22 protein-coding genes and 1 riboswitch are annotated in these 23216 nt (G+C 38.0%); of the genes, 6 read left to right on the top strand and 16 right to left on the bottom strand.

Annotated features, from left to right (window positions below; all coding sequences use genetic code 11):
- The 3 genes from AC1VNJ_RS16070 to AC1VNJ_RS16060 form a co-directional block, all read right to left on the bottom strand.
- Positions 1-1086 carry a type III polyketide synthase gene (locus AC1VNJ_RS16070; RefSeq protein ID WP_098627144.1) on the bottom strand — a complete coding sequence of 362 codons (1086 nt, stop codon included), beginning with the start codon at positions 1084-1086 and terminating at the stop codon, positions 1-3.
- 224 nt (positions 1087-1310) lie between these two features.
- Positions 1311-1853 carry a GNAT family N-acetyltransferase gene (locus AC1VNJ_RS16065; protein ID WP_028414038.1) on the bottom strand — a complete coding sequence of 181 codons (543 nt, stop codon included), beginning with the start codon at positions 1851-1853 and terminating at the stop codon, positions 1311-1313.
- Positions 1854-2297: 444 nt separating this feature from the next.
- Positions 2298-3722: an NAD-dependent succinate-semialdehyde dehydrogenase gene (locus AC1VNJ_RS16060; RefSeq protein ID WP_154989256.1), complete on the bottom strand. Its 1425-nt coding sequence runs from the start codon at positions 3720-3722 to the stop codon at positions 2298-2300.
- A gap of 130 nt (positions 3723-3852) precedes the next feature.
- Here AC1VNJ_RS16060 and AC1VNJ_RS16055 point away from each other — a divergent pair, with 130 nt between their 5' ends.
- Positions 3853-4713 carry a LysR family transcriptional regulator gene (locus AC1VNJ_RS16055; RefSeq protein WP_034266540.1) on the top strand — a complete coding sequence of 287 codons (861 nt, stop codon included), beginning with the start codon at positions 3853-3855 and terminating at the stop codon, positions 4711-4713.
- A gap of 139 nt (positions 4714-4852) precedes the next feature.
- Here AC1VNJ_RS16055 and AC1VNJ_RS16050 read toward each other — a convergent pair whose 3' ends face one another.
- The 5 genes from AC1VNJ_RS16050 to AC1VNJ_RS16030 form a co-directional block, all read right to left on the bottom strand.
- Positions 4853-6163, bottom strand: a complete 1311-nt coding sequence (locus AC1VNJ_RS16050) for a nucleobase:cation symporter-2 family protein (protein WP_482641044.1) — start codon at positions 6161-6163, stop codon at positions 4853-4855.
- A 1-nt stretch (position 6164) separates the two neighbouring features.
- A complete protein-coding gene (locus AC1VNJ_RS16045) occupies positions 6165-6758 on the bottom strand; it encodes a xanthine phosphoribosyltransferase (RefSeq protein WP_028414042.1) in 594 nt (197 codons plus the stop codon).
- 103 nt (positions 6759-6861) lie between these two features.
- Positions 6862-6963, bottom strand: a riboswitch (purine riboswitch).
- Positions 6964-7060: 97 nt separating this feature from the next.
- Positions 7061-8578, bottom strand: coding sequence for a carboxypeptidase M32 (locus AC1VNJ_RS16040; RefSeq protein WP_028414043.1), 1518 nt, complete (start codon positions 8576-8578; stop codon positions 7061-7063).
- Between the two features lie 125 nt (positions 8579-8703).
- Positions 8704-10641, bottom strand: coding sequence for an ATP-dependent DNA helicase (locus AC1VNJ_RS16035; RefSeq protein ID WP_013056155.1), 1938 nt, complete (start codon positions 10639-10641; stop codon positions 8704-8706).
- 224 nt (positions 10642-10865) lie between these two features.
- On the bottom strand, positions 10866-11045 hold the full coding sequence (locus AC1VNJ_RS16030) for a hypothetical protein (RefSeq protein ID WP_013056154.1): 180 nt from the start codon (positions 11043-11045) through the stop codon (positions 10866-10868).
- Positions 11046-11378: 333 nt separating this feature from the next.
- Here AC1VNJ_RS16030 and AC1VNJ_RS16025 point away from each other — a divergent pair, with 333 nt between their 5' ends.
- The 4 genes from AC1VNJ_RS16025 to AC1VNJ_RS16010 are packed head-to-tail and all read left to right on the top strand — an operon-like array spanning position 11379 to position 15518.
- Positions 11379-12470 (top strand): ABC transporter ATP-binding protein, encoded by a 1092-nt coding sequence (locus tag AC1VNJ_RS16025; RefSeq protein WP_482641043.1) that lies wholly within the window; start codon positions 11379-11381, stop codon positions 12468-12470.
- A gap of 36 nt (positions 12471-12506) precedes the next feature.
- The gene (locus AC1VNJ_RS16020; RefSeq protein WP_034266533.1) at positions 12507-13754 is read left to right on the top strand and encodes an ABC transporter substrate-binding protein; all 1248 of its coding nucleotides are present in this window, start codon (positions 12507-12509) and stop codon (positions 13752-13754) included.
- Positions 13738-14691, top strand: coding sequence for a carbohydrate ABC transporter permease (locus tag AC1VNJ_RS16015; protein ID WP_099000105.1), 954 nt, complete (start codon positions 13738-13740; stop codon positions 14689-14691). The genes AC1VNJ_RS16020 and AC1VNJ_RS16015 overlap by 17 nt, the downstream gene beginning before the upstream one ends.
- Positions 14692-14705: 14 nt before the next feature.
- Entirely contained in the window at positions 14706-15518 is an 813-nt protein-coding gene (locus AC1VNJ_RS16010; RefSeq protein WP_099000108.1) for a carbohydrate ABC transporter permease, read from the top strand.
- 34 nt (positions 15519-15552) lie between these two features.
- Here the strand turns inward: AC1VNJ_RS16010 and AC1VNJ_RS16005 are convergent, their stop codons facing one another.
- Positions 15553-16047, bottom strand: a complete 495-nt coding sequence (locus AC1VNJ_RS16005; RefSeq protein WP_416789113.1) for a hypothetical protein — start codon at positions 16045-16047, stop codon at positions 15553-15555.
- A gap of 159 nt (positions 16048-16206) precedes the next feature.
- Here AC1VNJ_RS16005 and AC1VNJ_RS16000 point away from each other — a divergent pair, with 159 nt between their 5' ends.
- Positions 16207-16335 carry a hypothetical protein gene (locus AC1VNJ_RS16000; protein ID WP_013056148.1) on the top strand — a complete coding sequence of 43 codons (129 nt, stop codon included), beginning with the start codon at positions 16207-16209 and terminating at the stop codon, positions 16333-16335.
- 44 nt (positions 16336-16379) lie between these two features.
- Here the strand turns inward: AC1VNJ_RS16000 and AC1VNJ_RS15995 are convergent, their stop codons facing one another.
- The 7 genes from AC1VNJ_RS15995 to AC1VNJ_RS15965 form a co-directional block, all read right to left on the bottom strand.
- Positions 16380-17522, bottom strand: coding sequence for a THUMP domain-containing class I SAM-dependent RNA methyltransferase (locus tag AC1VNJ_RS15995; RefSeq protein WP_155008271.1), 1143 nt, complete (start codon positions 17520-17522; stop codon positions 16380-16382).
- Between the two features lie 209 nt (positions 17523-17731).
- Positions 17732-19399, bottom strand: a complete 1668-nt coding sequence (locus tag AC1VNJ_RS15990) for a glycoside hydrolase family 13 protein (RefSeq protein WP_028414051.1) — start codon at positions 19397-19399, stop codon at positions 17732-17734.
- A 132-nt stretch (positions 19400-19531) separates the two neighbouring features.
- Positions 19532-20158: a response regulator gene (locus tag AC1VNJ_RS15985; RefSeq protein WP_028414052.1), complete on the bottom strand. Its 627-nt coding sequence runs from the start codon at positions 20156-20158 to the stop codon at positions 19532-19534.
- Positions 20151-21197 (bottom strand): sensor histidine kinase, encoded by a 1047-nt coding sequence (locus tag AC1VNJ_RS15980; protein WP_328173721.1) that lies wholly within the window; start codon positions 21195-21197, stop codon positions 20151-20153. The genes AC1VNJ_RS15985 and AC1VNJ_RS15980 overlap by 8 nt, the downstream gene beginning before the upstream one ends.
- Entirely contained in the window at positions 21194-21922 is a 729-nt protein-coding gene (liaF, locus tag AC1VNJ_RS15975) for a cell wall-active antibiotics response protein LiaF (RefSeq protein ID WP_482641042.1), read from the bottom strand. The genes AC1VNJ_RS15980 and liaF overlap by 4 nt, the downstream gene beginning before the upstream one ends.
- A 135-nt stretch (positions 21923-22057) precedes the next feature.
- On the bottom strand, positions 22058-22684 hold the full coding sequence (locus AC1VNJ_RS15970; protein WP_028414055.1) for a PspA/IM30 family protein: 627 nt from the start codon (positions 22682-22684) through the stop codon (positions 22058-22060).
- A 36-nt stretch (positions 22685-22720) separates the two neighbouring features.
- The gene (locus tag AC1VNJ_RS15965) at positions 22721-23065 is read right to left on the bottom strand and encodes a lmo0954 family membrane protein (protein WP_028414056.1); all 345 of its coding nucleotides are present in this window, start codon (positions 23063-23065) and stop codon (positions 22721-22723) included.
- Positions 23066-23216: the final 151 nt, after the last annotated feature.

Raw genomic sequence — 23216 nt, 5'->3', positions numbered from 1 at the left:
TTACCTCCACTCTAATAGAAGCATTTCAGAACTAAATCCAGGACCTAGAGCTGTTAATAAACCGTATTCTTTACTCGGAATTTCTTTCTTCATAAAGCGGTCTAGCACATATAAAACGGTTGCCGAAGACATGTTTCCATGGTTTTTAAGTACATCTAGTGAATCAGCAATCATATTTTCGTTTAGCGATAGCGTTGATACATATGCTTCAAGCACTTTTTTCCCTCCAGGATGAGCAACAAAATGTTTTAAATCCCGACTGGTCAAATTCTGAGTTTGTAAAAAAGACTCAACTTCTCCGCCTAACCACGAATCGATAATAGTGGGAATATCTTTTGAAAAGACAACAAATAGTCCATCATTTTTAATCTCCCATCCCATTACGTCTTCGGAATTTGGCATAAGCGTCGATTGTGTATGTAAAATGTAAGGAAAGCTTTTTGAACGGGCAAAAGTGATATCTGCTTCGTCACCTGCGACTAAAGCAGCTGCTACTCCATCAGCAAATAAAGATGTACCGATTAAGTTGCTTTTTGAACGATCATTCCGCTGAAAAGTCAAACTGCACAGCTCAACGGATAATACAAGAACTTTAGCGCGCGGAAAGGCTTTGCAATATTCGTAAGCCCTTGAAAGTCCAGATGCTCCTCCGGCACACCCTAATCCCCATATAGGGATTCTTTTTGTATGGTCTGAAAACGCAAGCTTATTCATAATTCGCGCTTCAATGCTAGGCGTAGCTACACCGCTTGTTGAAACGTAAAAAATAGCATCAATTTCTCCACACGGCAAAGGGGTACTTACATAGTCTTTATTTGTTAAGCATTCTTCAATGGCTTTTGTACCTAATTCAACAGCACATTCTATAAAAGCATCATTTTTTTCTTCGAATGTATGATCTTCTTGAAACCAAGATAAGTCTTTGGCAAAATTACGTTTTTCTATTTGACCATTTTGAAAAACGGTCAGCAGACGATTAATATCTTTAAACGACTCGGAAAAAAGTTCTTTTGCAAATAGCAGCGTGTCTTGCTGAGTTAATTCATAGGGGGGAACTCCAAATCCAACTGAGATAATTTTTGGCATACACTTCACCTCTTTGATTGCGTTACATTTAACATTTGTAATAGCTGGGGATTTATTCAATTCTTTTTTAGTGGAATGGAGGTGAAACATAAAAAAACTTTCCTGTAACTCAGGAAAGTCTACGTTTTGAAGAAGTGTATGTTTGTTGTGCACTTTTATTATAGCGCAAATAATCTGAATGTACAGATACAATTTATGGATTGACGAAAATAAGTGCTTATTTTTTATGAAAAGAAAATGGACATATAGATTTCATCTACATATTCATTGTTAAAATAAGCTTGTTCTTTCATAACACCTTCTTGTTCAAATCCTACCTTTTTATACAATTCGTATGCCACTTTATTAGAAGCAAACACAGTTAAAGAAAGTTTATGAAGATTATTTTCTTTGCACCAGTTTAGCGTATAATTCATAAATTGTTTTCCTATTCCCATTCCCTGTGCTTTTGAAATAAGCCATGTACGGAAAAGCCCCGTGTGGCGCTTCATTTTAATTTCGCCTCTCAGAACACGTGCGATTCCAAGCACTTCACCTTCGACTTCAGCTACAACGTACATGTGATTGTTCTTTTCTACTGATGCAATAAAATCTTGCTCTTCTTGGACTGTGCGCGGCTCATCTTTTTGAATAAATTCCCCGGCCTCAATAATTTCTCTTACCGCTGTTGTAATATGCTCTGCATCACTTGCCTTTGCAGGGCGTATAGTGACTTCACGTCCGTCTTTTGCTTTAAATTTCACTATGTTTTTCTCTGCTGTAATCATCTATATCAACTCCTATATTTTTCACCATTCAGTACTACTATTTTGGTTCTAGCTTGCGTAATTTATCAGTGGTAAAGTTCTGCTTTTCATTTCATCTAACAAGCAATCATGTGCATTTGTTGTATTACCCACGCTTTAAACAAAGCTAAACCATTTTTGAAATATTTATTCTTGCACAGACATCCTAGAAATGCAATTAATTGCGTTAAAGAACCATTATTTCAAGTTTTCTTTACAAAAGTGCATAAAAAAGAGGCTGGGACACAACGAAATCACTCCGACCTAAAGACGAACAAATGGGATTAATCCGCTAGAAGCAACGAAACGCATGAAAGCTACGTCCATCTTAACAATAAAAAAATACGAACTAACAACCAATAATTTTGATTATTAGTTGCTAGTTCGTATTTCACTTCGACTAAACTATTTTTGTCCTACTTTTTATTAAAGTCCCATTGAGATATATTTTACTTCTAAATAATCTTCAATGCCGTAATGACTTCCTTCACGTCCAAGGCCACTTTCTTTAAAGCCGCCGAATGGAGCTTGAGCTGCAGATGGAGAGCCATCATTTACTCCTACAATGCCGTATTCTAATTCTTCAGATACAAATGTTGCTTCTTTGATGTTTTCTGTAAATACGTAAGCTGCTAAACCATAAGGGCTATTGTTTGCTCGTTCTACGGCTTCTTCTACTGTTTTGAATGTTGCTACAGGTGCCAATGGTCCAAACGTTTCTTCAAACATGCAATTCATGTCATCAGTTACATTTGTGATAATTGTCGGCTCCATAAAGAAACCGTTTTTAGTTGTTATAGCTTGTCCGCCAACTACAACTTTAGCTCCTTTACTTTTTGCATCCGCAATTTGTGCTTTTACTTTCTCAACCGCTTTGTCGTTAATTAACGGTCCAACTTGTGTACCTTCTTCTAATCCGTTTCCTACTGTTAATTCCGCCGCTTTTGCTGCAAATTTTTCAACGAAAGCATCTGCAATGGATTCTTGTACGTATACGCGGTTTGTGCAGATGCACGTTTGACCTGCGTTGACAAACTTAGAAGCAATTACGCCGTTTACAGCAGCGTCTAAATCTGCATTTTCTGTTACGATAAACGGTGCATGACCGCCTAATTCCAGCGATAATTTTTTCACAGTATCAGCAGCACCGCGCATTAGATGCTTACCAACCGCTGTTGAACCAGTAAATGTTAATTTTCGGATGCGTCCGTCTTTTTGCCATGTGTCGCCAATAGCTGCTGCATCTCCAGTAACAACATTGATCACACCTTTTGGAACGCCCGCTTCTTCTGCGAGTTCTACTAAACGAAATGCTGTAAATGGTGTTTCTTCAGATGGTTTTAAAACAATTGTACATCCTGCTGCAAGAGCTGGGGCCACTTTACGCGTAATCATGGCTGCAGGGAAGTTCCATGGCGTAATAGCTGCTACAACGCCAACAGGCTGTTTTTTAACCGTAATACGCTTATGCGTATGATGAGCTGGAATCGTTTCACCATATACACGCTTTCCTTCTTCAGCAAACCAAGCAATATAATCATTGCCATACTGCACTTCACCTTTTGCTTCTGCAAATGGTTTGCCTTGTTCCGTTGTCATAATTTCTGCTAGTTCATCTTTATGATTTTCAATAAGTTGATGCCATCTCATTAAAATAGCACTGCGCTCTTGAGCGGTTTTTTTCGACCATGTTTTAAAAGCTGTCGCTGCTGCATCAGCGGCAAGTGCTGCTTCCTTTGCGCCTGCCTTGGGAATTTGTCCTATAACTTCTTTTGTTGCTGGATTAATCACATCAATTTTCTCTTCTGTTGTTGTCCATTCACCGTTAATATATAGTTTGTTTGGATACATCATTCATCCTCCTAGTTGTGTGAATTTCTTTGCGCTGTGTTAACTACACTATATACACTAGCATCTTCGTTGATTTATGAGAACTTCCCTTCTATACTATGGGTATAACAAAAGGTTATAGGTGATAAATATGAAAACAGAATGGCTTGAGTCTTTTATTGAAACAGCCAAAACAAAAAGCTTAAGCAAAGCAAGCGAACAGCTGCATATGACGCAGCCCGCGCTCAGTAAGCAAATGAGAAAACTAGAAGAAGATTTAGGAGTAACATTATTTATTCGCTCCGCTACAGGAGTAGAATTAACCTCAGCAGGTGAAATTCTTTTACAAGAAGGTGAATCCATACTATCAAGCGTTCATGCTCTTCAAAAAAAATTAGTGTCTACGCAAGAAGCTTGTGATTTAACTATCGGAACGTGGCAAAGTATGGCTGCTTTTTACTTACCTTATCAACTGGCTTCTGCTAAAGACCACAATCGCCATATTGATATAAAAACCTCGCATCACTATTATGATTTGTTAGAGCAGTTAGAAAGCAATCAAATTGATGGAGCTTTATTTGATGATCGAGAGATTCAACATACTTACTGGTCAAAATTATTATTCAAAGAAGACTTTTATTTATTTGTGAATGATCAGCACCCGTTAGCCGAAAAAGAAAGCGTATCATTTGAAGATTTCAAAGAAGAACCCATTGTAGTTCTCCCTCCAGGGTGCGATGTTCGGACACTAGTAGAAAAAGCGTACAATCGTCATAACTTAAAAATTTCCATTGCCAATGAAATTGAATTTGCTCAAAGTATTATGGGATTTATTTCAGCTAATTTAGGTATTTCAATTCTCCCTGAAATTTTTATGCGCCATTTACAAAGCTCAAACATTAAAGCATTGCCTATTACAGACTTCAAATTCAAAAGAGAAATTTCATTAGTGGCAAAAAATCCTGACGTGGGGAAAATGCTTTATACACTGTTTTTCAAAACACGGTCTTAATAGGAAAGAGGACCAAATTGGACAAATAATCTACTATGAATCGCTTGTTACAGCTATGTTCCCTATGACATTGAAGAAGATCCGAACGATTAATCGTTCGGATCTTCTTCAACTAAAATATTTTGGCGCCAGCCTCTTTTTATTTCGATATTACTTCATTTGCTAATTTTGTTTCCGCAACTTGCGCACGTGGTGATTTCATCATATTAAAGACAATATTTAAAAAGATTGCTGTAAAACTCCCCATCACAATACCGCTTCCAGTGAGAACTTGAAGACTTTCTGGTAAGTTTTTGAAGAGTTCAGGTACAACCGTCACTCCTAGACCCATACCAACCGAACATGCAATTACAAGAAGGTTTTCTTGTTTTGTTAAATCAACTTGACTAAGGATTTTTATACCTGAAGAGATGACCATCCCAAACATGGCTACCATAGCTCCTCCAAGTACAGAGCTCGGGATAACTGTCGTCACGGCTGCGATTTTAGGTAGAAAGCCCAAAATGATTAAAATTCCACTCGCTGCAAATACAACATTTCTTGTGCGAACACCTGACAACTGTAAAAGTCCTACATTTTGAGAATACGCTGTATAAGGAAATGCGTTAAAAAATCCGCCTAATAAAATCGCCAATCCTTCTGCACGATAGCCTTTAGATAAATCTTTTTCATCCACTTCTTTTTTACAAATATCACTAACGGCAAAATAAACGCCTGTGGACTCGACAATGCCAACAAGTAAAACAAGGAACATTGTCAGGATGGCCATAATATTAAACGTTGGCATCCCAAAGTAAAACACGTGCGGCATATGAATCCACGCTTCTTCTTTTACGCCGGAAAAATCGACTTTCCCCATAAAAGACGCTGCAATTGTTCCAACAACCAATCCTAATAACACAGAGACGGAGCGCATAAATCCTTTTGTAAATCGATACAGAACAATAATTAATAGCAAAACGCCAAAACCTAAACCTAAATTGCTCAAGCTGCCAAAATCTTTACTTCCTTCTCCTCCAGCTAAATCTTTAATCGCTACAGGAATTAACGTAATTCCAATAATCGTTACAACCGAACCCGTAACTAAAGGAGGGAAAAACTTAACCAATTTACCTAGAAAAGCAGAAAGAAGGACAATGAGTAAACCGGCGACGATAATAGAACCATATATGGAGGAAACGCCGTAAGAACCTCCAATTGAAATCATAGGCCCTACGGCAGTAAACGTACACCCTAATACAACTGGAAGACCAATACCGAAAAAACGATTTTTCCATACTTGCAGTAACGTTGCCACACCGCACATAAATAAGTCAATCGCCACTAAATACGTAAGCTGCTGCTGAGTCAAGCCAATGGCTCCTCCAACAATAAGCGGGACAACAATCGCACCTCCGTACATAGCTAAAACATGCTGTAAACCAAGTGAAAAGACTTTTCCTTTATTCATATTAAACCTCCACTGTCGGTTTATCTTCAGCAAATGTAACTTTACCATTTGATAAAGACTGAATGCGCGCTAATGATTCTACTTTAACGCCTGATTTACGAATTTGTTTTCCTCCATCTTGGAACGCTTTTTCAATAACAATACCAATGCCGCCTACTTTAGCACCTGCTTTTTGCACGATATCCATCAAGCCGAATGCAGCTTGGCCGTTTGCTAAAAAGTCATCAATAATTAAAATCACGTCATCTTCTCGAATAAATTTATCAGCAACTGAAATTTCATTTTCTTCTTTTTTTGTAAATGAATATACTTTTGATGTAATGAGTCCGTCTTGAAGTGTTAAAGATTTTCTTTTTCTGGCAAACACCATCTCAACGTTTAGCTTCAATGCGGTCATAATCGCTGGAGCAATTCCTGATGATTCAATCGTTAAAATCTTCGTAATTCCTGCATTTTCAAAGCGCGAAGCAAATTCTTCTCCAATTTCTTTCATCAGTACAGGATCCATTTGGTGGTTTAAAAATGTGTCTACTTTTAAAACCGTGTCCGATAATACGATTCCATCTGTTAAAATTTTGTTTTGCAAAGCTTTCATAGTTCGTTCCTCCAACGTTTGTATTAAAAAAGCCCAAAAACATAGCTGCACTCGTATATGAGTAGAGCAATGTTTTTGAGCTTTTACGCACAAAAGTGAAAAACAAACTTCATCGCTCACCCATAGTCAAACTATTTACGGTAGTTTGGTAGATACTTACGAGCCTTATTCTCGTCATTATATGAGTGCGTTATTGAGTTACTTGTATTATATCAGCAAATCTTTTATTTGAAAATATCTAAAAAAGATATTTTCGAACATTTACTTGCAATACAAAACATAATATTCGGTTATAGCACTTTTTATACGTGATAAATTTGTCCGTATTTCTCTTCTAGATATTGAATTAAATAATCTACATTTAGCCCTTCACCCGTCACATCGTTTAAAATTTCAAGAGGTTTTTTCATTTTTCCGTACTGGTGAATATGTTCTGTTAACCAATTTGTAATCGGCGAAATTTCTCCTTTTTCCAAGAGTTCATCATAATTAGGCAAGTCTTTTAACATGGTATGCTTAAACTGCGCTGCGTACATATAGCCCAGAGCATAGGAAGGGAAGTACCCAAAGCTTCCTCCGGCCCAGTGTACGTCCTGAAGCACGCCTTCTCCATCGTGACTTGGACGAACCCCTAAATATTCTTCGTATTTCTCATTCCAAATTTCCGGTAAATCCTCAACTTTATACTCCCCGTTTATTAATCCTTTTTCAATTTCGTAACGAATCATAATATGAAGAGGATACGTTAACTCATCTGCTTCAATACGAATAAGAGACGGTTTTGCTTCATTTACTCCTCGGTAAAAATCTTCTAAACCTACATCGTCAAATTGTTCCGGCGCATGCTTTTTTAGTACGTCGTAATGATGCTGCCAAAATGCTTTATTTTTCCCGACAAACTGCTCAAAAAACAGCGACTGTGATTCATGAATTCCCATTGAAGTACCTTCACATAGAACCGTGCCAACAAGATCCTTTGAAATATTCTGCTCATATAAAGCATGGCCACATTCGTGAATCGTGCCAAAAATAGCCGTTCGGAAATCGTTCTCGGCATATTTAGTGGTGATGCGCACATCTCCCGGGTTTAAGCCAGTAGCAAAAGGATGGACGGTTTCATCAAGTCTCCCCGCTTCAAAATCATAGCCGAGTGTTTTTAACACGTCTAGACTAAATTGCTTTTGCGCTTCTTTTGGGAAAGTACGGAATAAAAATTCCGTATTGGGCTTTGTATTTGACCCGGCGATTCGCTGAACAAGAGGCACAATATGCTCCCGCAGCTTTCCAAATACCTCGTCTAAAATTTCAACCGTCATTCCCGGTTCAAAAAGGTCTAATAAACGGTTATATTTGTTTCCTTCATACCCCCAATACTCCACAAACTTCTGATTAAACGCTACAATTTTTTCAAGGTACGGTTGAAATAAAGCAAAATCTGCTTTTTCTTTTGCTTCTTCCCAAATTGACTCCGCTTTTGAAGTTAACGTAACGTATTCTTTATATTCGTGCGGAGGAATCTTTTTATTTAAGTCATATTCTTTTTTACATTCTTCCACTGCTTTTTTCGTAATATCGTTTATGTAAGGCTGTGACTCAGGGTTCGTTAATTTCTCAATAAAACCTGCCATTTCATTAGAAACGGAAAGATTGAACGCTTCTGATGACATCATGCCAATCACTTCAGAACGCTGATCCGCTCCTTTTTTTGGAGCACCCGTTCTCAAATCCCAGTACATCACTCCGATTGCCTCGTGATAACTTTTGATTTTATTCATGTATTCATAAAACTGTTTCTCAATTTTCTGTATGTCTTCTCTCATTGTTTTTTCCTCCTTACTTTCCTTATTTCACCATAAATTATTTTATCATAATAGTAACGGTGTGTATATAACTGAAAATTCAATCTATTGTGCATATAAAAAAGCGCGGCTGCCACCGCGCTTTTTTATACGTTTTCTATTTTGGTTGGAACATTTTGTTCAATGATTGAACGCACTTTTGAATCTGTGCTTTTTGGCATAAAGATCGTGATTAGACCCTTATCATTATGAGAGCGAATCAGCCTTCCAACTCCTTGCTTTAAGCGAAGAAGCATATACGGCATATCTGCATCCCAAAATGGATCGACTACTTGATTGCGCTTTGCTTCAAAGACCGGATCATTTGGCGGATACGGCAGAGACCAAATAATTACATTCGATAACGAAGGTCCAGGAATATCCAACCCTTCCCACAAATGAACAGCGCATAAAATCGTTTCTTCTTCCCTTTGGAACTGAGACACTAATTTACTGATTTCTTGATCGCCTTCAAATAAAAATGTGTACTGATTTAACTCTTTGGAAACTTCTTTGAACATCTCTAGTTCTTCTTTACTATTAAACAATAAAAGTGCTCGTCCGTTCGTTTTTTCGAGCTGAGCAACAGCAAAGGCAAATTTTTCAGCAAACGCTTCTTCTTGATCATCTGAAACATTTTTCACCGCAATTTTCATTTGCTCATCATAATCAAATGGCGATTCAACTGAAAAAGAAAGCGGCTTTGCAATTCCTAAGCTATATGCTAAATAATCGAACGATTGGTTATCTGAAAGAGTGGCAGAAGTGAAAATGTATGGTATTTTCTTCGCAAATACTCGTTCTTTTAAGACGTCTTTTACTGCTTGCGGCATAATAACCAACGTCAGCTGCCAGTTGTTTTCTTCCACCCAGTAGATGGCATTTTCGTTGTCCATAAATAAGCGCAGCGAATAATCAATTTGATCTAGGTACTCATCTACAATTCGCAGCGTATATTCGTCTACTGTATAGGTCTCACTCTCAAACACAAGCTCGTTTCCGATATGTTCAAGCAGCGATAAAAGTTCTTTTCCTACACTTTGTAATCCGTTTGTTCGGGCTACTTCTTTACGGCTAGAACCAACGATTTCTGTGCTTGCTTCACTTAAACGGTCAAAGAACATTGCATACACATCGATAGCGTGCTCGATCTTCACAGCAAATTCTTCTCGCACGTCATTTTCTAATAGACGCGTTAACAAGTTTTCTAACGTATCTTCTTGAATGCGATACGTTAAAGCCTTTTGTGCAGCAAATTCCAGCAGGTGACCTTCATCAAATACAACACAGCTGCTTTCAGGAAGAAGCGGAAGCTGTCCTTCACGCTTGCGGGCTTCATATGTCCAAATGTGTTCCATGTAAAAATCGTGAGAGCAAATAATTAAGTCATGTGCTTTTCTATAGTGCTCGCGTGAAAGCGTTAAGCCACATCTATGACGCTGCTCACAGGAAGAGCAATCTTGAAACGTATCCCAGTTAATTTGATTCCATTCCTCATCCGTTAAATGAGGATATTCTTTACGGTCTCCGTAGTGATAGAACGACTGCATACCACTATGATCATGAACAAAATCAGGAAGCGTATCGTAAATTTCTTCAATGTTTTCATTATCTGTTCGTGCTGTCACAGCATCTAATTTCTTTAAACACAGATACTGATCTTGAGATTTTGCTAGGCGAACATCCATGTTAATATCTAAAATACCAGAGAGCTTGGCAATGTCTCCTTCGGCTTTTACTAACTGTTCAATTAATGTTTCATCCGCACAGGCAATAATAGCCGGCTTGCCAATATACCTTGCATAACAAATAGCGTACAGTAAATACACAATGGTTTTCCCTGTTCCTACACCTGCTTCTGCAAAGATTACATTTTTTTCTTTAAAAGCTCGTTCGATTTGAAAAGCCATAAAAATTTGTTCATCCCGAAGTTCTAATCCTGCGTCTGGAAGATGATCATAAAAAACATCACCTATCCATTCATTTAATTTGTCAAAAAAGTTTTCATCCCGCTCAATTGTAAAAGGCAACCGCTCTCTCATCATCGATACTGACTCCTTTATTTATGTAAATATCTATCAATAAAAATTAGCTTCACTTCTTTTTATCTAGTAAATTTCTCATGTAAGCAAAACTTAATTATTGACTACTTTATCTAAAATGTCAATAAAAAGAGCTGAACATAAAAAAGTTCTGCCTGTAAGGACAGAACCTTTTTGTATAAAAGCTGGGTGTATAGAACGCAAACGGAATAAGTGCTATTAAAAAATTAATTACAGCGGAATTTGGAATCCGTGGACTGAGACAATAAAAAGGCCGCTTCATACTCGGCTTTTGCTTGTTCCAGCTGAGTAAGCGTCTCTCCGCTAACTTCTATTCCCTGCTGCATTAAATGATAGCTGTTTTCCAACGCTTGCCGAATCATAGTGAACTGCGTGTTTCTATCCATTTATAAACATCCTCTCTCTGTAGTGCTTACTATAAAAGTGAATACTATCATTCTATACACCAGCTGTTTATTTTATTCTCAAAACCAGCATCTCTGGCTTAATAAATGGATTCTTTCATTTAAGAAAAATAATCGAACTCATTAAAATATTTTAATTCTCACTTGACATATAGGAATAATATACTTTAAAATTACTTACAGATTCAATCACTCAAAACTACATACTACAGGCTTACCGGTCAACCGATAGCCTCTAATTGCCAGATACACGTACAATCCGTCTGTGCAATTAGAGGCTTTTATTTTTTAAAAGCCTGCTGAGAGGAGAAAAAAATGGCAGAACTGCAGTTGCAGCATGTGTATAAAAAATACGGAAAAGATAGTCTTGCAGTTGATAATTCTAATCTTCATATTCAAGACAAAGAATTTATTGTATTTGTAGGACCTTCAGGGTGCGGCAAATCCACTACCCTTCGAATGATCGCCGGCCTTGAATCGATAACAGAAGGAGAATTGCTTATTAATGGAGATCGTGCAAACGATTTACCTTCTAAGGACCGGGATATTGCAATGGTGTTTCAAAACTACGCGCTTTACCCTCATTTAACGGTTTACGACAACATGGCATTTGGCTTGCAGCTCCGCAAAGTCCCAAAACAAGAAATTGATGAGCGCGTTCGTGAAGCGGCTCGTATTTTGGACTTAGAACCCTATTTAAAACGCAAGCCAAAAGCATTATCAGGAGGTCAGCGTCAGCGAGTGGCTTTAGGAAGAGCCATTGTACGGAATGCCCAAATTTTTTTAATGGATGAGCCTTTGTCTAACCTTGATGCGAAGCTTCGCGTACAAATGCGTGCTGAAATCAGTAAGCTTCATCAGAGGCTGCAGACGACCATTATTTATGTAACCCACGATCAAACAGAAGCCATGACGATGGCAAGCAGAATCGTAGTTATGAAAGACGGAAAAATTCAGCAAATAGGTTCACCTATGCAAGTGTATAATGCTCCAGAGAATACGTTTGTAGCCAGTTTTATAGGCTCACCGGGAATGAACTTTTTCACAGGAAAAGTAGTGAACAGCAAACTGTACATCAGTGAACATGAGTTTCAACTGACAGAAAATCAAATGCATTCGTTACATGAAAAAGGCTACAATAATCAATTCATTACTGTAGGAATTCGACCCGAGCATATTACGCGCGCCTTTTCTGATGCTCCTCATATTTCATTACCGGTAGATGTGTCTGAGTTATTAGGAGCAGAGTACATACTATACAGCAGTTTAGGAGAGCAGCTCTTTGTGGCTAAAATCCCTGGGGATGAACATATTCAAGTTCATCAGCACTTTCCGTTTCATTTTCAAATGAATCATGCTCATTTCTTTGACCAAGCATCTACCAATCGTATCAAAATTGACCAATAACTATCTAAAAAGAATTCTATAAATGGGGGAACTAAAATGAAAAAATTATTAATTCTGTTAGCAATGCTCACCGTGATCATCGCCGGCTGCGGCAAAAACAGTTCAACAAGCGGCGACAGCAGCGATTCTTCAAAAAAAGTAACCATTAACTTTACGCATTGGCGAGGAGAAGATACGAAAGCCTTTGATTCTATCATTGAGCAATTTGAAAAGAAAAACCCAAATATTCATGTAGAGATGACCGTCTTTCCTTCGGATTCATATCAATCACAAATTCAAGGATCTCTACTCTCTGGAGAAGGCATCGATGTATTTGCTAGTTTTCCAGGAAGTCAATTTGAAACGATTCGCAAAGCAAACGGTTTTGCAAAGCTGGACGACCAAAACTTACTCAGCAAATTTGACGAAAAGCTAATCCAAGCGGGTAAAGCGGATAATACGCAATATGCTCTTCCTTATCAGCTAGTCTATAACATTCCTGTCTATAACAAAGGCATTTTTGAAAAACTAAATTTAGATGTTCCTAAAGACTGGAATAGCTTTTTAAAAACAGCTGAAACATTAAAGAAAAATGGTTACACGCCGATTTTATTTTCAGGAGACGTAAGTCCTTCTCAATTTATTAACCCAATGATTATGAATAACGAACCTACAAATAACGCCCTTCACGAAGTAGAAACGGGCAAGCGCAAGCTAACTGATGAATGGTTTATCAAAACCCTATCTCAAATTAAAGAATTAAATGATAAAGGTTACTTCCAAAAAGATGCTCTTGGTACGAAAAAAGAAAGTGCTGCAGCACTTTTCGCTCAGGAAAAAGGCGCAATGCTTGCTCAAGGTTCTTATATGATGGCTACAGTCAAACAGCAAAACCCAAAGATTGATCAAGGTTTGCTTGCACCGATTACAGTGGATCAAGATAAAGCCAAATACGAAGGTGTTCATACCACAACATTCTTATTAGGTGTTGCTGAAAAATCAAAACATAAAGAAGCTGCTAAGAAATTTTTAACTTTCCTTGCAGATCCAAAGATTTCTTCTGAGTATGCAAATGCTACTGGCCAGTTATTAACGGTCAAAGACGTGAAATATGATTCACCTGAACTCAAAGAAAGCGCAAAGTGGAAAGACAAAAAAACGGTCTTCCAACCTCGATTTACCATTTTAAATGAGCGCGTATCAAAAGCTGTTGAAACATCTGTACAGGACGTACTATCCGGTATGTCAGCGAAAAAAGCTGCTGAAAAAGCACAAGGAGAGGTAGAACGTGTCGCTAAAAACTAATACGTCTATTCAAGAGGAAGAAAAGAGAACCCCTTCGTTCTCTTTTCCTCTCTTTTCATTTAAAAATATCTCTAAAAGCAGGCATCTATGGTTGTTTTTGCTTCCTGGTTTTGTCATATATACGGTTTTCTTTGCATTGCCAACGCTTTCTGCTTTATTTTTAAGTACAACTGATTGGAATGGATTGTCTTCTCAGTTCTCATTTGTAGGGTTTCAAAACTTCAAAGAAATTTTAACAAACGATGCTATTTTCACACAGTCGCTTACAAACAACTTAAAGTTCACAATTGGCGTGCTGATCTTTCAAACGTTATTGAGCTTAGGCTTTGCACTTTTACTTTATAGAAATTCTGCATGGAATACATTTTATCGCTCACTCTTTTTTGTACCGACGATTATTTCGTCCGTGTCGATTGCGTTCACGTGGAACTTTATGTATGACCCCAACATTGGAGGAGTTAACCTATTTTTAAGTAAAATAGGCCTTAAGCATTGGACACAGTCTTGGATTGGAAATGGACATATCGCCATTTACAGCTTGGCTTTTGTACAATTTTGGGCACATACTGGTCAAATGCTTATTATTTTTGTAGCTGGAATTCAAGCTATTCCCAGTGAGTTATATGAAGCTGCTAGTATTGATGGAGCAACACGATGGCAAAAATTCAAGCGCATTACGTGGCCTCTTTTAGCTCCAGCTACGACAATGGTTGTGGCTTATACGACCATACAAAGCTTTAAAGCATTTGATTTAATCATTGCAATGACAAATGGAGGTCCCTCCAACTCAACTGAAATTCTTTCGACACTTCTTTATCACGAAGCTTTTATTAATTTTCGTTTTGGCTATGCCTCTGCCATTTCCGTTGTATTTATGATTGTGATTGCTCTTTTAACGTTTCTTCAATTTCGCGTACTTCGCCTGACCAAAATGTAAAAGGAGATTCTTTTATGAAACAAAATCCATTCAGACATCTGATTTTAGGGATATACGGTTTAATCATTCTGTTGCCCTTAAGCTTGGTTTTATTAACAACCTTTAAAACAACGCCTGAACTTTACAGCAACCCAATTGGATTACCAGCAGGCTGGAATATTGAAAATTATAAACAGCTGCTCGTCAATGAACCCATCTTTGGCTATATTCAAAACAGCGTGATTGTTACCGTCTTTAGCACGTTTTTTATTCTATGGTTTTCAAGCATGATTGCTTACGCTATTATTCAGCTACCTCAAAAGCTTGGATGGATTGTATACGGCTTTTTTGTTTGCGGAATGATTGTCCCTACTCAAGTCAATATGATTCCTGTCTTTTTGCTGATGAATAAGCTTGGACTGGTCAATACGCTAACAGGGGTCATTATCGTCTCCATAAGTTTTTTGCTTCCTATCGGTGTGTTTATTATAACGGGGTTTATGAAAACTTTGCCAAAGGAACTATTCGAAGCCGCTCGCATGGACGGGGCGTCAGAGTGGAAAATATATTCAAAAATCGCTCTTCGACTCTCCATACCTTCAATGGCTACAGTAGGAATTTTTTCGTTTGTGATCGTGTGGAATGATCTGTTATTCCCTTTGCTATTATTAAAATCTAAAGAAGTAAAAACGCTGCCTATTGCATTATTGGACTTTCAAGGGGAATTTCTAACCAATTACCCTATGCTGTTTTCAGCAGTCGTTCTTTCTTCTATTCCATTATTGATTGCGTACGTGTTTTTGCAAAAGCATTTCATTTCAGGAATGACCTCTGGGGCATTAAAATAGCAGGCAAGAAAATCACGCTTCCCTGCCTGCCCCTTTATTCTATAGGATTATTTTTTAAAGCACGCTGAGGTTTCGGTTTCTCTACTATTAGGTGTTGGTAAACGTACATTAAAGCAGCTTTTAACAGAAAGATACCTAGCAAATGGTACTCTTTAAATGTGCCTACCCTAAAAAGCTTTGCACGGCTCATAGCTCGTTGAAAAGGATAAACAAAAAATGTATCTACGATTGCATTCAATAACATATACCTTCCAAAATGGCCATATGTGAACTTTTTAATCCATAAAGAACCTGCTAAAAATGGACCTAAAAGTAAAGCAGCTTCACCTGTTAAATATGGATGAGGAGGATTAGGGAATATCCACCACTTCTTTTTTTCAGCAATATAGCTTTCAACCATAATCAAAAAGGAAATAAACATAGTAGATGATAAATAACGCTTAATATGCTGTCGTCCTATAAAAGGGATGGTTAACCATGAAAGAAGCATCATCCCGCCAAAAATCCGTGCTGACCGATTTTTTCTCATTTTATCACCTCTTAGGTTTTAGTATGAGATTTCCCCTTCGTAAATATGTTAGAAATAAGCTAATCATTTCTCGTTTTAAGCCTGCTAGTAAAAAGAAATGAATACATATATTGCCCTGCTACTCGCCCATACTATAAAAAAACATAATGGGGTGAGTACATGCATGATTATTATGACGGACTATATAAATACCTGCTTAATGCCACGTTTTGGTTTATTTTATTAATTGTCGTGCTCGGGATAGGCATGTTTGGAATGCTAGCTTATCGCGGTTTAAAAAAGAAATAACGTAAAAAAGCCAAGCGGTTTCTACACCGCTTGGCTTTTTATTATTAGTCGTTTCGTGGAGGACGAGGTCCCCAGTACTGATAGTAGTCTGTTTTAATAAATCCGTTAAATAATTTGCGTTTTTTCGTCGCTTTTTTACCGTAGTACTGTTCAAACTGTTCATGAGATGTAAGCATATAAATCGACCACGTATCAAGCTTAGAAAACGCTTCGCCCATTTCAGCGTACATTTTTTCAACAGAAGGACGATCGCTTAAACGTTCGCCGTACGGAGGGTTACCAATAATGATTCCATATTCTTTCGGCGTCGTAAAATCGCGCACTTGCATTTGCTTAAATTGAATTAAATCTCCAAGTCCAGCTTCAAATGCATTTTGCTCCGCTACTTTTACCATACGATGGTCAATATCATGACCAGCAATATCTAGCACTTGGTCATAGTTCGCTAAGTCTTCTGCTTCTTCGCGCGCTTTGTCCCAAATGCTTGCTGACATCCACGGCCACTCTTCTGATAAGAAGTCACGATTAAACCCTGGTGCAATATTTTGACCGATAAGCGCTGCTTCGATAGCAATTGTACCAGAACCGCAGAAAACATCGACAAACGGACGATTCGCATTCCACGGCGTTAGCATAATTAAAGCAGCTGCCAGCGTTTCTTTTAAAGGAGCTTCCCCTTGTCCTACGCGGTAACCGCGCTTATGAAGTCCTGCACCGCTTGCGTCAATTGTTAATGTAGCAACATCTTTTAATAACGCTACTTCAATTTTAAACGTTGACCCCGTTTCTTCGAGCCAGCCTGTTGTTTTGTTATAATGTTTTTTCATGCTGTCAACAATTGCTTTTTTTACAATGCTTTGACAATCTGATACGCTGAACAATTTAGATTTAACTGATTTTCCCGATACAGGAAACTGTGCATCTACGGGCAAATAATCTCCCCAATTTAATGCTTTTGTTTGTTCAAAAAGCTCATCAAACGTACGAGCTTTGAACTGTCCAACCTGTACTTTAATTCGATCTGCTGTACGAAGCCATAAATTGCATCGAGCAATTGCAAGCTCGTCTCCTTCAAAGATAACCTTGCCATTATCTACTTCACATTCATATCCTAAAGCACGCACTTCTTTAGCCACTAGTGCTTCAATTCCCATTGCTGCTGTTGCAATAATTTTATATTTCGCCATTTTTCAACCTCATTTTGTTTCTAATTATCTACACTAAGTGTAAAAGTACCATATACATGCGCCGTAGTCAAAGCTTTCTCCGTCTTTTTATCAAAATGCAGAAACTGCTCGCTCTTGGTAGAGCCAGCAGTTTCTTTACATATGTCGCATATAGATTTGTTTTTAAAAGCTTTCCATTTTAAAATTGCGCAATCGGTTGCTCAACTTGTTTATGAAAGTAAGTATACACGTGTTTCATATGGGTGCAGCGTACATTGTTCAAGCGTTTCGTTTTTATCCAACGGATAATTATGAATCAGCACTTCTATGTTTGTAAATGAGCTCTCTGAAGGAAACTCGAACGTTTGATTATTCGGTGACATATTACAAATAACAACAGCGGTTTTACCTTCTAATGTTCGCGTATACGCGTAAATAGCGGAATCTTCTTCTGCCAACAGCTTATAAGTTCCATACACCAGCACATCATGCTGTTTTCTAATTTTAATGAGCTGTTTGTAAAAATTCAGTACCGAATTCTTATCACTTTTCTGCTCTTCTACGTTAATGTCTACGTAATTTGGGTTCACTTTCATCCAAGGGTTTCCGGTAGAAAATCCTGCATTTTTTTCTGTATTCCACTGCATTGGCGTCCTTGAGTTATCGCGGCCTGTTTCCCAAATAACTTTCATAATCTCGTCATGTGAATCGCCTTTTTCACGCTGAATACGGTAGTAGTTAATCATCCCAACATCATCATAATCATCAATAGAATCAAATTTAACATTGGTCATTCCAAGTTCTTGTCCTTGATAAATAAACGGTGTTCCTTTCATTAAAAAGTATAGTGCAGCTAAGCACTTTGCACTTTCCACTCGGTAAGCTGTGCTGCCGAATTTATTTACAGAACGAATTTGGTCATGATTTTCTAAATATAAAGCGTTCCAGCCGTTAATTTTTTCTAAACCATTTTGCCAATTAGTTAAAATTGTTTTTAACTCGATTAAATCAAGCGGTTTTTCTTCTCCTTTATCCCACAGTCCCATATGCTCGAACTGAAAAATCATATTGAAGTTTCCGCCATCTTCAGCTACCCACTCATCTGCGCTGTCCGATGTTACACCATTTGCCTCTCCAACCGTCATAATATCGTATTTGGCAAACGTTTTTTCTTTTAGCTCTTTTAAATGTTCTTGAATTCCCGGTCGATTCATATGCCCTTCAAACGATGGCACATAATCTAGCTTTTCAGGGTTCGGCAGATCTGGGAAGCCGGCCACTTTCTTAATATGCGAAATAGCATCTACACGAAAGCCGTCAATTCCTTTATCTAACCACCAGTTAACCATTTCATAAAGCTCATGACGTACTTTTTCGTTTTCCCAGTTTAAATCGGGCTGTTTTTTAGAAAATACGTGCATGTAATATTCTTTTGTCTTTTCGTCGAACTCCCAAGCTGATCCGCTAAAAATAGATTCCCAGTTGTTTGGCTCTTTTCCATCTTTACCTTCGTGCCAGATATAATAATCACGATATGGATTCTCTTTAGCAGACCTAGATTCTAAAAACCAAGGATGTTCATCTGAAGTATGGTTAATAACTAAATCCATAATCAGCTTCATTCCGCGATGGTGAACTTCATCTAACAGCTCATCAAAGTCTTCCATTGTTCCAAAATCTTTCATAATATCTTTATAATCACTGATATCGTAGCCATTATCGTCGTTAGGAGACTGATAAATCGGGCAAATCCAAATGACATCAATTCCAAGATCAGATAAATAGTCTAATTTTGAAATAACCCCTTGAATGTCACCAATTCCGTCGCCGTTTGAATCCATGAAGCTTCGCGGATAGATTTGATACGCAACAGCTTCTTTCCACCATTTCTTTTCCATGTGCTCAACCCCTCAAAATAGTGCTTTTACGTAAGCGTTCGCCTTTACGCATATCGCTATTTTATAATGAATACATGCAAAAAAATAGGTTTTTCACAAAAAAAATCGTTATTCTCTTTTGAATAACGATTCTCACTGCGCTAATTTGTGTTTAAAGGCATAAATGACGGCTTGAGTTCGGTCCTGCACATCCAGCTTACTTAATAAATTGCTCACATGTGTTTTTACCGTCTTTAGCGCAATAAATAATTCGTCTGCAATCTCTTGATTTGTTTTACCCTGTGTCATTAAAAGTAAAATTTCCATTTCACGAGCTGTGAGTTCTTCATGAGGTAAAGACGGCTTTCTCATTTTAGACATCATTTTACCGGTTACTTCAGGCTCTAATACAGATTCCCCCTCATATGTACGGCGAATAGCAGCTGCAATTTCTCCTGCTTTAGACGTTTTTAATAAGTAGCTTGTTGCCCCTGCCTCTAGAGCGGGATATACTTTTTCGTCATCTAGAAAGCTAGTGACAATAATTACTTTTGCTTCCGGCCACTGCTTAATGAGCTGTTTTGTTGCTTCAATCCCGTCCATTTCTTCCATGACTAAATCCATTAAAATAATATCCGGGCGCAGCTGAAGCCCTAATTCAACGGCCTGTTGGCCATTGGCTGCTTCAGCTATTACATGAATGTCTGTTTGAGCCGACAAATACGCTCCTACGCCAATACGAACCATTTCATGGTCATCTACTAACAGTACATTAATCATTTTGCTTCTCCTCTCTTTCTACTAACGGTACTTTTACTTCTAGCTTTGTTCCTTTGTCGGGCAAACTAATAATTTTTAATAGGCCTCCAATTTCAACTGCGCGTTCATACATATTTTGCAGACCGTACGATCCGACTTTCTCCTTTTCTACATCAAAACCAACTCCGTTATCCACAATACGTAAAATAATGGAAAAGTCACGTTTGATCAGCAGCACGTCTAAAGCTGTTGCATTTGCATGACGCAGCGTATTTGATACGGATTCTTGCAAAATTCTAAACAAGTGGTCTTCAATGCCTTTATCAAGTTCAAACCCTTCTATTTTCCAATTTAATTCAAGCGGTACTTTTTGAGCAAGCTCATTCATCAGTTCTTTCATTCCAGCCTGTAGCGATTTTCCTTTTAATGCTGCAGGACGAAGATGAAGAAGCAAAGCCCTCATTTCAAGCTGTGATTGATTAATCATTTTTTCAACCATCTTTAATTGCTTAGCTTCAGAGTCTTGTAGCGTAAGATTGGATTCCGTAATAGCAGACATAAGCATCGAAGCGGCAAATAGCTGCTGACTAACGGAGTCATGCAGTTCTCTAGCAAGCCGATTTCGTTCTTGAGAAACAATTTCTTGCACTTGCTTTTGCTGATTTTCCACTTTTTCCGTTGCCATCTTTTGAGATTGCTGCGCTTGAAAAATCATTTTATGATCTACTTTGTTTAAACGGCTTATAATTCGAGACGTTTCTTGAATAAGCGGTTGATTTGCCGACATATGCCGGTGGCCATTTTCTATTTCATATAATCGGTTTTCAACATATGTCCACTGCTGTCTCCACATAAACCCCATGATTCCTCCAATCACGCTTCCAATCGTAAGGCTTAAACTGAAGGAAAACAGCACAAAAGGCATGCCAAATACGCTCGTTTTCCATAAGTCGCTAAGTTGAAAAACAGGATATGCCAAAAACACGGTAAGGAGCACGGATACAAATACAAAAAAACTTAAGAAAATCCCCCACAATAACTGCCGTTGAAGAATACTCATATCCTTTGCACCTCTAAATCTCCAATCACAACAGTTGTAACAATCTTCACCCTATGAGCAGATTGATCAAATTCCTCTGTTTTGATAGACAAATTTTCATTGAACGAAAAGCCGCGCTGATGGCCAAAAACCGTTACGTTTCCTGCTAGTTTAGAATGATTCACAGATACTTCTGTTTCGTAAGGAATGAGCACTTTAATATTTCCAAACACTTGACGAATAAAGATAACCGCATCGCCTTTTGGCAGAACAGTATTGCTTAAATCAATCACAATGTCTCCCCATACGCTTTGAATATTAATATCATCCCATTCGTATACGGAGTCTTCGGTTCTTTGACTACCAAGAAGTTTATTCGTCAAAACCGGCCGGACCTGCACCAAACTTTGGTTTGGCTGCTGGGTAAATTCGTCAGTTGGTCTGAATTCAATCGGATGCTTTCTTGATTGAATAAACCTAAGTAAAAAGTACAGAAAAAGAGCAATAACTAAAAACTTAAAGGCAACCGTATTAAATATATTCAACACAAGCCCAATAACGCCAATCCAAAATAACATACGCCCTAATTTTCTTCTCATTTTTTTTCGCCCAATATACATGAACGCACCGGCAATTAATACAGAAAAGATCAAGCCGCTGTGAAAAAACATAATTTCAATAAACAGGACAAATAAGCTGCAAATAAAAATGAACATAAGAGATTCTGTTTTGTTTACGCTTTGCACAGCTCCCTCTCCTTTCTCCTCGTAGATGACATAGCGTTCTTTGGATGCTGCAGATATCTATTCTCTCACCTTAAAAAGACGCAGAAACCTACGCCTTTTTTAGAATACCATGTTTTATGCAGAAACACTGATTTTTTACGATGATTTTACTCTTTTTTCTAATTCAGCAATCTTGCTGTCTACTGTTTGTCTGTAGTAATTTGTATTAATTTGATTTTCAAGCTGGTCAATATAGGTTTCCATTTCGTCAAACTGACTGTAGGACGCATAAGATGCTTCCGTTTTCATTACTGAATTCATACGATGGTGCGCACGGGCAATATTTTCGCGCCCCATTAGTTCCATACGGCGAATATGCATATCTTTTACCTTATGCTTCATTTCTTCATACTTTTGTTCAAGCTCTTCTAACTGCTTGGATGCATCTTCATAAGATTCTTTTACACGCTTTGCTCTCTCTTCGTAGTGAGCATGCTCTTTTACAATAAATTCATGTAATTCTGCTTCTTCAGCTGCTTGCGCCACTTGTGCTTGCTCATGACGTTTTTTCATCATGTCAAGTGCCAGATGGTATTCGCGATTAAACTGCTCTTTTAACGTGTGCTGCCGCTCAACAAGCTGCCTTACCTTTTCAGTCTCCTGCTCGCATTGGCGCAAATAGTGATTTAACGAAGCAATTGGATTTTTTTGTTCTTTGTGATCAAGTAATTGATGAAGGTCTGCAGAAATCGTTTCTTTCATTCGAGTAAATAAGTTTCTCATTTTGTTCATCTCCTTAGATAATAAAGTGAAATTTTATTATTTTTGATTTAAGTCAGCCCACTGACGTTCAAAGTGCTTAAACGGATCTTCTTTTTCCATTTTTATAGGCCTGCTGCTGTTCCACTTTTTATATACAATGTAAAGTACTACTGCTGCGATGATACCAGCAAGAGCCGGAAGGTTTGAAACGGTTGTTAAGAGTACGACGACACCAATAAACCCCCAGAACCATTTTTTAAAGGGGGTCTCTGCTTTAACAAACCCTTTAAATGCTACGTACAAAATAACCAAGCCAAGCGCAAGTCCTACCATGGGGCCAGCATTTGCAAGAAGAACGATAGCAGCTACCGCTCCAATCAAAAACAAACCGACTTTTTTCATTTTGTTTCCTCCTTTCGCTTCTCTATATACTTAGTTTAAGGATGATAACGTTTTTTCAAAACGAGCTAGAGCTTTATTTTCTCCTAAGACCTGAGGCTGATAACAAGCTCAGCCTGATTGTACAAAAAAATGACAGCTTATGATAAGCTGT

The organism is Priestia sp. 3CA3 (assembly GCF_056836725.1).
Note: the sequence above shows the minus strand (reverse complement) of the source record. Positions and strands in the feature narration are given on the sequence as shown.

What these genes read in the sequence shown, in the direction of transcription:
- AC1VNJ_RS16070 (WP_098627144.1), bottom strand. Translation starts at nt 1,086, where the DNA reads ATGCCAAAAATTATCTCAGTTGGATTTGGAGTTCCCCCCTATGAATTA.
- AC1VNJ_RS16065 (WP_028414038.1), bottom strand. Translation starts at nt 1,853, where the DNA reads ATGATTACAGCAGAGAAAAACATAGTGAAATTTAAAGCAAAAGACGGA.
- AC1VNJ_RS16060 (WP_154989256.1), bottom strand. Translation starts at nt 3,722, where the DNA reads ATGTATCCAAACAAACTATATATTAACGGTGAATGGACAACAACAGAA.
- AC1VNJ_RS16055 (WP_034266540.1), top strand. Translation starts at nt 3,853, where the DNA reads ATGAAAACAGAATGGCTTGAGTCTTTTATTGAAACAGCCAAAACAAAA.
- AC1VNJ_RS16050 (WP_482641044.1), bottom strand. Translation starts at nt 6,163, where the DNA reads ATGAATAAAGGAAAAGTCTTTTCACTTGGTTTACAGCATGTTTTAGCT.
- AC1VNJ_RS16045 (WP_028414042.1), bottom strand. Translation starts at nt 6,758, where the DNA reads ATGAAAGCTTTGCAAAACAAAATTTTAACAGATGGAATCGTATTATCG.
- AC1VNJ_RS16040 (WP_028414043.1), bottom strand. Translation starts at nt 8,578, where the DNA reads ATGAGAGAAGACATACAGAAAATTGAGAAACAGTTTTATGAATACATG.
- AC1VNJ_RS16035 (WP_013056155.1), bottom strand. Translation starts at nt 10,641, where the DNA reads ATGATGAGAGAGCGGTTGCCTTTTACAATTGAGCGGGATGAAAACTTT.
- AC1VNJ_RS16030 (WP_013056154.1), bottom strand. Translation starts at nt 11,045, where the DNA reads ATGGATAGAAACACGCAGTTCACTATGATTCGGCAAGCGTTGGAAAAC.
- AC1VNJ_RS16025 (WP_482641043.1), top strand. Translation starts at nt 11,379, where the DNA reads ATGGCAGAACTGCAGTTGCAGCATGTGTATAAAAAATACGGAAAAGAT.
- AC1VNJ_RS16020 (WP_034266533.1), top strand. Translation starts at nt 12,507, where the DNA reads ATGAAAAAATTATTAATTCTGTTAGCAATGCTCACCGTGATCATCGCC.
- AC1VNJ_RS16010 (WP_099000108.1), top strand. Translation starts at nt 14,706, where the DNA reads ATGAAACAAAATCCATTCAGACATCTGATTTTAGGGATATACGGTTTA.
- AC1VNJ_RS16005 (WP_416789113.1), bottom strand. Translation starts at nt 16,047, where the DNA reads ATGAGAAAAAATCGGTCAGCACGGATTTTTGGCGGGATGATGCTTCTT.
- AC1VNJ_RS16000 (WP_013056148.1), top strand. Translation starts at nt 16,207, where the DNA reads ATGCATGATTATTATGACGGACTATATAAATACCTGCTTAATGCCACG.
- AC1VNJ_RS15995 (WP_155008271.1), bottom strand. Translation starts at nt 17,522, where the DNA reads ATGGCGAAATATAAAATTATTGCAACAGCAGCAATGGGAATTGAAGCA.
- AC1VNJ_RS15990 (WP_028414051.1), bottom strand. Translation starts at nt 19,399, where the DNA reads ATGGAAAAGAAATGGTGGAAAGAAGCTGTTGCGTATCAAATCTATCCG.
- AC1VNJ_RS15985 (WP_028414052.1), bottom strand. Translation starts at nt 20,158, where the DNA reads ATGATTAATGTACTGTTAGTAGATGACCATGAAATGGTTCGTATTGGC.
- AC1VNJ_RS15980 (WP_328173721.1), bottom strand. Translation starts at nt 21,197, where the DNA reads ATGAGTATTCTTCAACGGCAGTTATTGTGGGGGATTTTCTTAAGTTTT.
- AC1VNJ_RS15970 (WP_028414055.1), bottom strand. Translation starts at nt 22,684, where the DNA reads ATGAGAAACTTATTTACTCGAATGAAAGAAACGATTTCTGCAGACCTT.
- AC1VNJ_RS15965 (WP_028414056.1), bottom strand. Translation starts at nt 23,065, where the DNA reads ATGAAAAAAGTCGGTTTGTTTTTGATTGGAGCGGTAGCTGCTATCGTT.